General features: G+C 73.7%; 13 protein-coding genes and 1 pseudogene. 8 read left to right on the top strand and 6 right to left on the bottom strand.

The window, feature by feature from the left end; all coding sequences use genetic code 11:
• Together VK611_09330 and VK611_09325 are read right to left on the bottom strand one after the other, a co-directional pair.
• Positions 1-220, bottom strand: a 220-nt coding sequence (locus tag VK611_09330) for a hypothetical protein (GenBank protein HMG41520.1), incomplete at its 3' end; no start/stop codon positions are given.
• 34 nt (positions 221-254) lie between these two features.
• The gene (locus VK611_09325; protein HMG41519.1) at positions 255-1,001 is read right to left on the bottom strand and encodes a hypothetical protein; all 747 of its coding nucleotides are present in this window, start codon (positions 999-1,001) and stop codon (positions 255-257) included.
• Between the two features lie 2 nt (positions 1,002-1,003).
• On the opposite strand from VK611_09325, the gene VK611_09320 reads away from it, so the two are divergent.
• A complete protein-coding gene (locus VK611_09320; GenBank protein ID HMG41518.1) occupies positions 1,004-1,435 on the top strand; it encodes a hypothetical protein in 432 nt (143 codons plus the stop codon).
• On the opposite strand, the pseudogene VK611_09315 reads toward VK611_09320, so the two are convergent.
• Positions 1,399-1,629, bottom strand: a pseudogene (locus VK611_09315) (response regulator transcription factor). The gene VK611_09320 and the pseudogene VK611_09315 overlap by 37 nt on opposite strands.
• Positions 1,630-1,682: 53 nt before the next feature.
• A complete protein-coding gene (locus VK611_09310; GenBank protein ID HMG41517.1) occupies positions 1,683-2,846 on the bottom strand; it encodes a sensor histidine kinase in 1,164 nt (387 codons plus the stop codon).
• A 156-nt stretch (positions 2,847-3,002) separates the two neighbouring features.
• On the opposite strand from VK611_09310, the gene VK611_09305 reads away from it, so the two are divergent.
• The 4 genes from VK611_09305 to VK611_09290 all read left to right on the top strand — a co-directional run bounded on the left by VK611_09305 (position 3,003) and on the right by VK611_09290 (position 6,869).
• Positions 3,003-3,479 (top strand): hypothetical protein, encoded by a 477-nt coding sequence (locus tag VK611_09305; protein ID HMG41516.1) that lies wholly within the window; start codon positions 3,003-3,005, stop codon positions 3,477-3,479.
• A gap of 35 nt (positions 3,480-3,514) precedes the next feature.
• Positions 3,515-5,131 (top strand): helix-turn-helix transcriptional regulator, encoded by a 1,617-nt coding sequence (locus VK611_09300; GenBank protein ID HMG41515.1) that lies wholly within the window; start codon positions 3,515-3,517, stop codon positions 5,129-5,131.
• A 95-nt stretch (positions 5,132-5,226) separates the two neighbouring features.
• Positions 5,227-5,664: a hypothetical protein gene (locus tag VK611_09295; GenBank protein ID HMG41514.1), complete on the top strand. Its 438-nt coding sequence runs from the start codon at positions 5,227-5,229 to the stop codon at positions 5,662-5,664.
• Positions 5,661-6,869 (top strand): acyl-CoA dehydrogenase family protein, encoded by a 1,209-nt coding sequence (locus VK611_09290; GenBank protein HMG41513.1) that lies wholly within the window; start codon positions 5,661-5,663, stop codon positions 6,867-6,869. The genes VK611_09295 and VK611_09290 overlap by 4 nt, the downstream gene beginning before the upstream one ends.
• A gap of 2 nt (positions 6,870-6,871) precedes the next feature.
• On the opposite strand, the gene VK611_09285 is transcribed toward VK611_09290, so the two are convergent.
• Positions 6,872-7,669 (bottom strand): phytanoyl-CoA dioxygenase family protein, encoded by a 798-nt coding sequence (locus VK611_09285; protein ID HMG41512.1) that lies wholly within the window; start codon positions 7,667-7,669, stop codon positions 6,872-6,874.
• Positions 7,670-7,814: 145 nt separating this feature from the next.
• Positions 7,815-8,300, bottom strand: a complete 486-nt coding sequence (locus VK611_09280; protein HMG41511.1) for a VOC family protein — start codon at positions 8,298-8,300, stop codon at positions 7,815-7,817.
• 34 nt (positions 8,301-8,334) lie between these two features.
• On the opposite strand from VK611_09280, the gene VK611_09275 reads away from it, so the two are divergent.
• From VK611_09275 to VK611_09265, 3 genes are all read left to right on the top strand, one after another.
• Positions 8,335-8,736 (top strand): hypothetical protein, encoded by a 402-nt coding sequence (locus VK611_09275; GenBank protein HMG41510.1) that lies wholly within the window; start codon positions 8,335-8,337, stop codon positions 8,734-8,736.
• A gap of 82 nt (positions 8,737-8,818) precedes the next feature.
• Positions 8,819-10,798: an NAD(P)/FAD-dependent oxidoreductase gene (locus tag VK611_09270; protein HMG41509.1), complete on the top strand. Its 1,980-nt coding sequence runs from the start codon at positions 8,819-8,821 to the stop codon at positions 10,796-10,798.
• On the top strand, positions 10,795-11,389 hold a 595-nt coding region (locus VK611_09265), incomplete at its 3' end, for a hypothetical protein (GenBank protein ID HMG41508.1). The genes VK611_09270 and VK611_09265, both read left to right, overlap by 4 nt.

The raw sequence follows: 11,389 nt of genomic DNA, 5'->3' as shown, positions 1-11,389 counted from the left end.
GACGAGCCATCGCCGCGGCCGGGAGGCCGTTCTCGACGACTTCGCCGGTCGGTAGGAGGGTCGCTGGATCGATCGTCAGGAGACATGCCCCGTCGAAGGGGACGACGCGTCCCAGGACCCGGGTGACGGCCCGTGCGAGCTTCTGGACGCCGAGGCCACGGTGGACGAGGCGGACGATGTCGCCCCGGGCACGTTCTCGCGTCGCGGTCGCGACTGCCACGGATCGACCCTATCCACGCGTGGTGGGGCAATCATCACTCGAGGTCGCGGCGTTCGAGCAGGAAGGTTGCGGCCGTGAAGGCGGTGCCGACCCAGAGCAACAGCAACAGCGTGGCGGGGAGCACCCCGACCAGATCGACGTCCTCGGGGATGCCACCGGCCTCGGCGGGCAGGCCGGCGGCGGAGATCGACAGCGCTCCGAGGGGTCCGAAGCGGCCGACGTGGGGGGCCAGACCGAGGACGATCGGCTCGACGACGAACGAGAGCACCAGCAGGCTCACGACCGCGGCGATCTGGTTGCGCAGCAGCGCTCCGATGCCGACGCCGAAGGCGCCGAGCAGCGCGGCCAGGAGCGCGTTGCGGCCCGTCTGGGCGAGCATCTCGGACAGGGCCGGCAGCGGCAGGTCGCGGACCGACAGCACGAGGGCCCCGACGACGGCGACGGCGACCGCGGTGAGCACCGAGAGCAGGAGGCCGGCGGCGGCGAAGGCGATCGTCTTGGCCCCGAGGAACCGGAGCCGGTCGGGTGCGGCCAGCAGCGAGCTGGTGATCGTGCGGTGCCGCCACTCGCCGCTGATACCGACGACCGCGAGCACGAGGATGAGGAAGCTGCTCGTGTCGGAGGCGAACACGTCGACGAGGACGCTGTCCCTGGTCGGCTCGGTCAGGAGCGCGACCAGGCCGGCGATGAGCACCGAGCTGCCGACGGCGAGGGCGGTGAGCGCCACGAAGGTGCGGGTGGTGCGGAGCTTGAGCAGCTCGGCCTGCAGGAGCGCGTTCACGGTTGACCTCCGGTGAGGGTGAGGAAGGCGTCTTCGAGGGAACGGGTCTGGGTTCGCAGTTCGGTGAGGGCGACGCCGTGCTCGGCCGCCACCGCGCCGACCGAGGCGGGGGTGGTGCCGGTGACCAGGAGGGCGTCGTCGTCGCCGTCGCGGGCGACGGTCCACCCCTGCTGGTGGAGCAGCTCGCCGAGGCGGTCGGATGCGAGAGCTCGCGCTCGGTCAGCTGCTCGAGCGCGGGGAGGGGCTCTGCGGGGTCGGGCAGGGCCCGGACGAAGTGGTCGAGCAGGCGGCGGGTCACGCTGGCGGCGAGCAGGGCGTCGCCCCGGGCCACCACCCGCACGCCCTCGACGAGCTCGGCGGGTCGCACGTCCTTGAGCATGAAGCCACTCGCTCCGGCGCGCAGGGCGGCGAAGACGTACTCGTCGATGTCGTAGGTGGTGAGGATGATGATCCGGACCGGGCTGCCCGACTCCACGATCCGCCGGGTGGCCGCGATGCCGTCGACCGAGGGCATGCGGATGTCCATGAGCACGACGTCCGGCCCGGTCTCGCGGACGAGGGAGACGGCCTCGTCGCCGTCGGCGGCCTCGCCGACGACCTCGATGTCGTCCCGGGCGTCGAGGATCATCCGGAAGCCCACCCGTACCAGCGTCTGGTCATCGACGATCACCACCCGGATGGTCACGGCACGCTGTCCCTGGCGACATCTGCCGCGACCACCGTGTCCGCGGCCACCGCCGTGTCCGCCGGGTCGAGCGGGAGGAGCGCGTGGACCCGGAACCCGCCGTGGGCCGTCGGGGCGGCGTCGAGCGTGCCTCCCAGCACCGTGGCGCGCTCGTGCATGCCGATGATCCCGTAGCCGGGACCGTCGGAGGCCGCCGGCGCCGCCGTGCCGTCGTCGACGACGTCGATCTCGACCGCATCGGGCCGGTAGCGGACCGTCACCTCGGCCGAGCGGGCGCGGGCGTGGCGCAGCGTGTTGGTCAACGCCTCCTGGACGATCCGGTAGGCCGACAGGTCGATGCCGGCCGGTAGCGCCGCCGGCGGGCCGTCGACCGTGACGGTCACGTCGAGGCCCGCCGCCCGCACCTGGCCCGCCAGCTCATCGAGTCGGTCCAGGCCGGGCTGGGGCGACGACGGCGACCGGAGCTCGCCCGGGAAGACCGCCCCCAGCAGCCGGCGCAGCTCGACCAGGGCCTCGCGGCCGGTGCGCTCGATCGCGAGCAGCGCGCTCCGGGCCTGGTCGGGGTGGGTGTCGAAGACGTCACCGGCCGCGCCGGCCTGCACGACGATCACCGACACGCTGTGGGCGATGACGTCGTGCAGCTCGCGGGCGATGCGGGCCTTCTCCTCGCCGGCGGCCTGCCGCGCCGCGGCGTGGGCGGCGTCGACCCGGTGCCGGGCCGCCTCCGCCAGCACCCACACGGTGAAGGCCAGCGCCATGGTGAACACCGCCTCCTCGGCGTGCGTGCTGAACACGTTGATCGACGACACCGCGAGCAGTCCCGCCAGCCCGACCAGCGACACGTTCGGTGGGCGCGCCAGGGTCAGCGACCAGATGGCGGCCAAGCCGGCAAACGGGATGACCAGCTCGGGGACGAGCAGGTGGTAGGGCACCGTCGCGGCGAGGACGACGGCCGCCACCAGCTCGGGACGCTGCGACCGCCAGGCGAGAGCACCCCCCATCACCGCCGCGAGCAGCACGCCGGCGATCTGCCGCCCACCGCCACGCGGCTCGAGCGCCGTCGCGGCGCAGAGCAGGCCGATGCCCCACGGCACCGCCAACTCGACCACGCGCGCCAGCCGGCGCCGTACCGGGCGCGCTCCGCGCGACCTGCTCTCCACCGCCCTAACGGTAGGAGGGGTGATCCCCGCCGCCATCGGTCCCGAGGATGATCCCGACCTCCTCCTCGCGCATCAGCTCCCCGTGCGGTCCGGCGGGTGGGAGGAGGTCGACCGGCATGACAGACTCGGGGGAGCGGACTGTGGAGGTGACGGCGGGTGAGTGACGCTGACGGCGCGGGGTTCGTGCCGGCGGAGTTCGACGTGCCGGCCGGCATGGCGGGCGACGGCTTTCGTCTGACGCCGCTCGGGCCGGAGCACAACGCCGCCGACTACGAAGCCTGGACGTCGAGCATCGACCACGTCCGGGCGACACCGGGCTTCGCGGGCAGCTCGTGGCCCACGCCGATGACACCCGACGAGAACCGGCGCGACCTCCAGGGGCACCGCGACGACTTCGACGCGAGGCGAGGCTTCACCTACACGGTGCTCGACGCCCGGGATGTTGTCGTCGGCTGCTTGTACATCTACCCGTCGGACAAACCCGGGGTCGACGCCGACGTCAAGTCCTGGGTCCGCGCCGACCGGAGCGACCTCGACCGTCCCCTCTGGGCCGCCGTCACGACCTGGCTCCGAGACACCTGGCCCTTCACGAGCTTCCAGTACGCCGAACGCGACCCCGACGACGCTCCCTGACGCTTCGCCCGCCGGGGGTGGGCGAGACTGGGGGAGTGGTCGGCAGCATCGAGCCCGGGCGGGAGGCGTTCGCTCGGCAGGCGTGGGCCGATGCCTACCGGCTACTGGCGGGCGGGGAGGCGCAGGAGGGCGAGGACCTCGAGCGGCTGGCGGTTGCCGCCCACCTCGTCGGCGAGGACGACGAGAGCGCTCGGGCCTGGGAGCAGGCCCATCACGCCCACGTGCGCCGTGGCGACCGCGAACGGGCCGCCCGGTGCGCCTTCTGGTTGGCGCTCGGCCTGCTGCTGCGGGGCGACGTGGCGCAGGGCGGGGGGTGGCTGACCCGGGCGGAGCGGCTGGTGGCCGACGACACCCGGGAGAGCGTGGCGGCCGGCCTGATCCGGGTGCCGATGGTGCTCGAGGCACTGGAGGGCGGCGACGCGAAGCGGGCGTACGAGCTGGCCGGGGAGGTCGTCGACCTGGCCCGGCGCCTCGGCGACCCGGACCTGCTGGCCCTCGCCGTCCTCGGCCGCGGCCAGGCGTCGCTGGCTCTGGGCGAGACCGGCCGAGGCCTGAAGCTGCTCGACGAGGTGATGGTGTCGGTCACCACGGGCGAGGTGGCCCCGATCCCGGCCGGCATCGTCTACTGCGCGGTGATCGAGGCGTGCATGGACGTCTTCGACCTGCGCCGTGCCGCCGAGTGGACCGAGGCGCTGCACGGCTGGTGCGCCGCCCAACCCGACCTCGTGCCCTACAGCGGGCAGTGCCTCGTGCACCGGTCGCAGGTGCTGCAGGCCCACGGCTCGTGGAGCGACGCCGCCGCCGAGGCGGAGCAGGCCCGCCGGCGGCTGTCCGACCCGATCCACCCGGCGGTCGGGCTGGCGTTCTACCAGCAGGGCGAGCTGCACCGGCTGCGGGGCGAGCACGCGGCGGCCGAGCAGGCGTACCGGGCGGCCAGCCGGCACGGTCGTGAGCCGGCGCCGGGCTTCGCGCTCCTGCGACTGGCCGAGGGCAACGTCGAGGCCGCGGTGGTGGCGATCCGGCGGATGGTCGACGAGAGCCGTGGCCGCCTCGCCCGTCCCACGATGCTGGCGGCGGCGGTCGAGGTGCTGCTGGCCGCCGGCGACGTCGGGGCGGCGCGGGCGGCGGCCGACGAGCTGGGCGACATCGCCGGCCGGATCGACGTGCCGCTGCTGCACGCCGTGTCGCAGTGCGCGACGGGCACGGTGCTGCTCGCCGAGGGCGACGTCGCCGCCGCGCTGACCGCGCTGCGCCGGGCGGACCAGGGGTGGCGCAGCCTGGGGATGCCCTTCGACGCCGCCCGCGCCCGGGTGCAGCTCGCCGGGGCCTACCGGGCGCTGGGCGACCACGACGCCGCGGACCTCGAGCTCGACGCGGCCCGCGCGGTGTTCGAGCAGCTCGACGCCGCCCCCGAGCTGGCACGCCTGGCGCAGGTGACCGGCGCGGCCACCGCACGACCCACGGCGCTCACCGGGCGCGAGTGCGAGGTGCTCAAGCTCGTCGCCGCCGGCAAGTCCAACCGCCAGATCGCCGCCGACCTGGTGATCAGCGAGCACACCGTGGCCCGCCACCTGCAGAACATCTTCGCGAAGCTGGGCCTGTCGTCGCGTGCGGCGGCCACCGGCTACGCCTACGAGCACGGCCTGGCCTGAACCCCGCGTGGTCAATTCTGACCACGCGGCCGCCGCCGGCCGATGGTGGATCCGGGCGATGCGGTGCGCACCGAAGCCTGCGTACGTTGCGATCCATGCCCGGCCAACAGATCCAGACGCCACCCGACCAGGACACCGTCGAGCGGCTGAGCGCCGCGTTCAACCGCTGCTACGAGACGCTCGACGCCGGCGACGGCGTGTTCGCGGACGACGTCTTCTGCGACCTCCTGCCGCCGTTCTGGCGCTTCCAGCTGCAGGGGCGGGACGCCTTCGTCGCCCAGCTGCGGGCCATCAGCCAGGGCCGGTCCACCGTCCGCCTCCTGCGGGTGGTGCCGACGGCCACGGGCTTCGTGGTCGAGCACGAGGAGACCGACCACGGTGAGAAGGTCGAGGTGGCCCGCCGCCTGATCCTGTGCGAGGTGCGGGACGGCCTGATCACCGAGGTCCTCTGCTACTGCAACGGCGGCTGGGACGACGAGCTGCGGGCCCGGCACGCGGCCGAAGCCCCGATGCTGCGGGAGGACGGGGCGTGACCGCCGTGGACGAGACCACGCCCACCACACCCACCACGACAACGACCACGCCGACGACCACGCCGACGACGCCGGAGGGCGTCCTGGACGCCGTGCGGGCCCTGGCGCCGACGATCGCCGCCCGTGCCGGCGAGATCGAGGCGGCCCGGCGGGTGCCGCCCGACCTGCTCGACGAGGTCGCCCGCGCCGGTGCCTTCCGGCTCCTGCTGCCCCCGAGCCACGGCGGTCTCGGCGCCGACCTGCCCTCGGCGCTGCGGGTCTACGAGGCCCTCGCCCGGGCCGACGCGTCGCTGGCCTGGACCGTGATGATCGGTGGCGGCGCCTGGTGCGACCTCGCCGGGCTGCCCCGTGCCACCTTCGACGACCTGTTCCCCGGCGGGGACGTCGTCGTCGCCGGTGCCATCAGCCCGTCGGGGTCGATCGCGCCGGACGACGGCGGCTACCGGGTGAGCGGGCGCTGGGGCTTCGCCAGCGGCTGCGAGCACGCCGACGTGCTGTACGGCAACTGCATCGAAGGGGTGGTCGACGGTGAGCCCCAGCTGCGCATCGCCGTCTTCTCACCCGACCAGGTGGTGATCGAGGACACCTGGCGGGTGTCGGGGCTCTGCGGCACCGGCAGCCACCACGTCCGCGTCGACGACGTCGTCGTCCCGGCCGGCCGCACGGTCGCCGTCATGACCGCGGAGCCGTGCGTCGACGCGCCGATCCTGCGCGTGCCCCCACCGTCGCTGTACGCACTGACGATCGCCGCCGCGGCGCTCGGCACCGCCCGGGCCGCGCTCGACGACGTCGTGGCCCTCGCCGCCGGCAAGGTGCCGCTCTTCGCCGCGGCGCCGCTGGCGACCAACCCGCGGTTCCAGTTCGCGCTGGCGACCGCCGACACCGAGCTGCGGGCCGCCCGGGCGCTGGTCCACGAGACGGCCGGCGCAGCCTGGGAGACCGCGACCCGCGACGACGGCCCGTTCACGCTGGAGCAGAGTGGGCTGGCCCGGGCGGCCGCGGCCTGGGCCACCGACCGGGCGGCGGCCGTGGTCGACGCCGCCTACCGCGCCGGCGGCGGCACGTCCCTCTACACCGACTCGCCCCTGCAGCGCCGCCTGCGCGACGTCCACGCGATCACCCAGCACTTCCTGGTCAAGGACGACACGCTCACCACCGCCGGCGCCGTCCTACTGGGCCTGGACCCCGACGTCCCCGTCTTCTGAGCTCACGGGTGCTCCGGCGCGGGGCGTGGAGGTCGGCGTCGACGGGCGGCGTCCTCCTCCTCGGCGGCGGCCGCGTAGGCGCCCACGGCGTCGAGCAGGGCGTCGTCGGCCGGGGGGCACACCCGCCGCCAGTGCGGCCCGTAGGTGGGGTAGGCGTCGAGGTCGTAGCCGCCGTCCCACTCCGGTGAGAACATCGCCGCGAAGTAGTCGCGCACGATCGACTGCGCGTCGGCGTCGGCGCCGGTGGGTCGGGCGACGTAGTCGACCCGCCACTGGTGCCGGACCTCGCCGCCGTCGCTGGCATGCAGGAGGTGCTCGTCGAACACGATCACGTCACCGGGCGACGTCTCGACGGCGACCTCGGAGGACGACGACGATGCGCCCGGATCCCCGCGGTGCGAGCCGGGCACCACGCGCAACGCGCCCCGCTCGGCGGTGAGCGGCTCCAGGTAGCAGGCGAAGCCGAGGCTGGCCAGGTCGAGCTCGCTGTCGCGGTGCCGGCTCGACCCGCCGTGGTACTCGACCGCCTTGGCGCGCACCGGCAGCACCGGGGTCCCCAACAGCCCCGCGGCGGTCGCGCTGAAGCCGTGCAGGAGCTCCAGGCTGACCGGGGCGCGCTCCGACATCAGCGGCAGGTAACGGAACGCGATCGCGGCCTCGGCGCTCACGTTGTTGGGCCCGACGTCGCCGAAGCCCTCTGCGAACGCCTCGGTGACCTCGGCGATCAGCGGCGCCGGGTCGAAGGCGTCCCGCAGTACGACGAACCCGTCGGACCTGAACTGCTCCACATCGATCTCCACGCCCCCATCTCAGCCCTTGAGGGCGCCGGAGGCCAGGCAGTTCGTCATGCCGAGCCGTCGGGCCGGTCCCCTCGAATCGAAACTTCGACAGAAGTGGTCGCCATAGCGCCACCTGTGTCGAAGTTTCGATTCGACGGGTGGGTGGTCAGGCGCTCGGCGGGTCGTGGCGGGTGGCGTCGGTGCCGAAGGCGGGGCGGGTCTGGCGGTCGTCGAGCGACTCGAGCTCCTGGAACAGCGTGATCCGCAGGCCGGCCGGGCCGTCGAGGCGGGCGTTGAGCGACCGCCAGGGCGTCTCGACCGGGGGCGCCACCAGCGTCGCTCCGGCCTCGACGAGCTTGTCGGTCATGGCCTGCGAGTCGGCCACCTCGAACGCCACGCGGATGCCGGCGGGCGTCGGCTGCCCGGCCTCGACCTGGTCGATCATCCGCTTCTGAGCCGGGTTGGCGATCTCGAGCGTGGCGCGACCGGCCTCGAGGATCGCCACCCGGGCGTCGCCGTCGCCCTCGAACGCCGCCTGCTCGGGCAGCCCGAGCACGTCGCGGTAGAAGGCGACCGCCGCCTCGTAGTCCTCGGCCTCGACCACGAGGCGCAGCTGCAGGACGGGACGCCCCTCGGACATGGGTTCGTTCATGCTCGCCACGCTAAGGCAGGGGTACGGTGGCGCCATGGTGGGTCTCGACGAGGTCGGCCGGCTGGCCGGGGAGCTCCCGGAGGTCACCGAGGGGGAGCGGCACGGCAATCGCACCTGGTCGGTCGCCGGCAAGACGTTCGCCTGGGAGCGGTCGTTCAGCAAGGCCGACATCCGGCGGTTCGGCGCCGAGGAGCCGCCCGAGGGGCCGATCCTCGCCGTGCGGGTCGAGGACCTCGGCGAGAAGGAGGCCGTGCTCCAGGCCGAGCCCAAGGGCTTCTTCACGATCCCGCACTTCGACGGGTTCGCGGCCGTCCTGATCCAACTGAAGACGGTCACCAAGCGACCCCTGCGGGAGGCGCTGGTCGACGGCTGGCTGGCGTGCGCACCACCCAAGCTGGCCACCGCGTACCTCGACGAGGAGTCTCCCCACCGCTGACGGCGCACCGCCCGACGGCTCGCGTTGACAGGGTTGTCAGTGTCGGTAACAGTCGGGGCCGAGACAGGGAAGGGGGGAGCCCGTGGTCGTGAGCGATGCGTTCACGTCGAGCCCGTTCGTCGGGGCCGTCGAGCCGATCGTCGCCGACGACGAGGAGATCCGCCGCCACCTCGCCGCCGCCGAGGTCCCGCCGCTGCTCCCCGCCCTCGCCTACGTCACTGGCGACCTGTCGCTCCTGCGTGACCACCTGCGGCCCGACCCGGCGCTGTCGGCCCTGCCCCAAGGTGGCCTCTCCGAGGAGCAGCAGGCCGAGATCCGCCGGCTCGCCCTCGACGTGCTGGTCGCCTTCCGGGACGGCGGCAGCCGCCCCGCCCCGCTGCCGTCCGACGACGACGTGCTGCGGATCATGGAGTACGCCGTGGGCGGGTCGGACATGGGGGAGTACCTCCCGCTGCTGGAGGAGGAGCTGGCGCACCGGGGCGAGGACCCGCGGGCGCCCGGCTGGCGGCTCGACGAGGTCGCCCCCGACGTCGACCTCCGGGTGGCGATCATCGGCGCCGGCATGTCCGGCATCCTCGCCGCCCACCGCCTCCAGCAGGCGGGCGTGCCCTTCGTCGTGCTGGAGAAGAACGACGACCTGGGCGGCACCTGGTACGAGAACGCCTATCCCGGCTGCCGGGTCGACAACCCGAACCACAACTACAGCTACTCGTTCGCCCAGCGCCACGACTGGCCCGCCCACTTCTCCACGCAGGACGTGCTGCACGGCTACCTCCGCGACTGCGTCGAGGCGTTCTGCCTGCGGGACCACATCCGGCTCGGCACCGAGGTGGTGTCGTGCACATGGTCGGAGGACGACCAGCGCTGGACGCTGGAGCTGCGCGGCGGCGAGCCGGTGGTCGTCCACGCCGTCGTCAGCGCCGTCGGCCAGCTCAACCGGCCCCGCCTGCCCGACATCCCCGGCCGCGCCACGTTCAACGGTCCGGCGTTCCACTCCGCCCGCTGGGACCCGGACGTCGACCTGCGGGGCAAGCGGGTGGCGGTGATCGGCACCGGGGCCAGCGCCGTGCAGATCATCCCCGAGATCGCGCCGGTCGTCGGCGAGCTGACCGTGTTCCAGCGGACGCCGCCGTGGCTGGTGCCGACGCCCGACTACCACGACGCCGTCGCACCCGGCCTGCGCTGGCTCTACGACCACGTGCCGTCGTACAGCGAGTGGAACCGCTTCTGCATCTTCTGGCGGATGGGCGACGCGGTGCTGGAGAGCGTGCGGGTGGACGAGTCGTTCGAGCCCGGCGACGGCAGCCCGGCGGTCAGCGAGATGAACGAGCTCGTGCGGCAGATGTTCACCCTCTACCTGGGCATGGAGTTCGCCGACCGGCCCGACCTGCTGCCCGCCGTCGTGCCGACGTACCCGCCCGGCGCCAAGCGGATGCTGCGCGACAACGGCGTGTGGGCGGCGGCGCTGAAGCGGGACAACGTGCGTCTGGTGGGCGGCTCGATCCGGCAGATCACGCCGACCGGCATCGTCACCGAGGACGGCGAGGCGCACGACGTCGACGTGATCCTCTACGGCACGGGCTTCACGGCCTCGGAGTTCCTGATGCCGATGACGGTGACCGGGCGGGACGGCGTCGACCTGCACGGGCGGTGGGCGGGCGAGGCCCGCGCCTACCTGGGCGTCACCGTGCCGGGCTTCCCCAACCTGTTCTGCCTCTACGGCCCGAACACCAACATCGTGATCAACGGCAGCATCGTGTACTTCTCCGAATGCGGGGTCCGGTACATCCTCGGGTGCCTGCGGCTGCTGCTGGAGTCGGGCCACGGGGCGCTCGACGTGCGCCCGGACGTCCACGACCGGTTCAACGCCGAGGTCGACGCCGAGAACCGCCGCATGGCGTGGGGCGTCTCCGATGTGAACAGCTGGTACAAGAACGCCAGCGGGCGGGTGTCGCAGAACTGGCCGTTCACGCTGCTGGAGTACTGGCGGCGGACGCTGCGGCCCGACCCCGACGACTACGAGATGTCAGGCGTTTTGCCCAAGGGGGAGAGGGATCTGTGATCGACGACGCCGAGGTGTCGACCCGGGCGCGGGCGCTGGCCGGCGCCGTGGAGCCCTTCGCCGGGCAGGTGTACTTCGCTCCGGAGTGCCACGCCCGCTACGTCGGGCTGGGCTTCGCCCCGAGCCGGGGTTCGTTCGGCGGCAACGTCGCCGCCCCGGACGGCCCCGCCTACTTCTGCAGCCGTGGCTCGGTGATGGGTCAGGTGCCGGGTGAGGTCGTGGCGGCGGCGTTCGCGGTGTTCAACCCGGCGGTGGTGGTGCCGCTGGTCGCCCACGGCTGGGGCCTGACCGATGCGGCGACGATCTGCGCCGAGCGGACCGCGGGCGCGGTGGCCCAGCTCACCCGGGTCCTCGGGCCGGCGCCGGAGGGCCTCGGCCGGGCGGTCGCGCTGCTGGCCCGGGCGGTCGAGCCGCTCCGCCCCGAGGGCCGGCCGCTCTACTCGGGCCTGCTGGCGCTCGGGCTGCCGGGCGACAGACCGCTCGCCGACGCCTGGCGGCTGGCCGACATGCTGCGCGAGTTCCGGGGTGACGCCCACACCGCGGCGTGGACGACGGCAGGCTTCGACGCCACCGAGATCGGCCTGCTCACCG

It is taken from the genome of Acidimicrobiales bacterium (genome assembly GCA_035316325.1).
Taxonomy (GTDB): domain Bacteria; phylum Actinomycetota; class Acidimicrobiia; order Acidimicrobiales; family VFJN01; genus DASXTK01.
The sequence above is the reverse complement of the archived record's forward strand: the minus strand, read 5'-3'. Positions and strand labels throughout refer to the sequence as shown.

Coding starts and splice junctions, on each gene's coding strand:
- VK611_09295 (HMG41514.1), top strand. CDS start 5,227: ATGCCCGGCCAACAGATCCAGACGCCACCCGACCAGGACACCGTCGAG.
- VK611_09280 (HMG41511.1), bottom strand. CDS start 8,300: ATGAACGAACCCATGTCCGAGGGGCGTCCCGTCCTGCAGCTGCGCCTC.
- VK611_09275 (HMG41510.1), top strand. CDS start 8,335: ATGGTGGGTCTCGACGAGGTCGGCCGGCTGGCCGGGGAGCTCCCGGAG.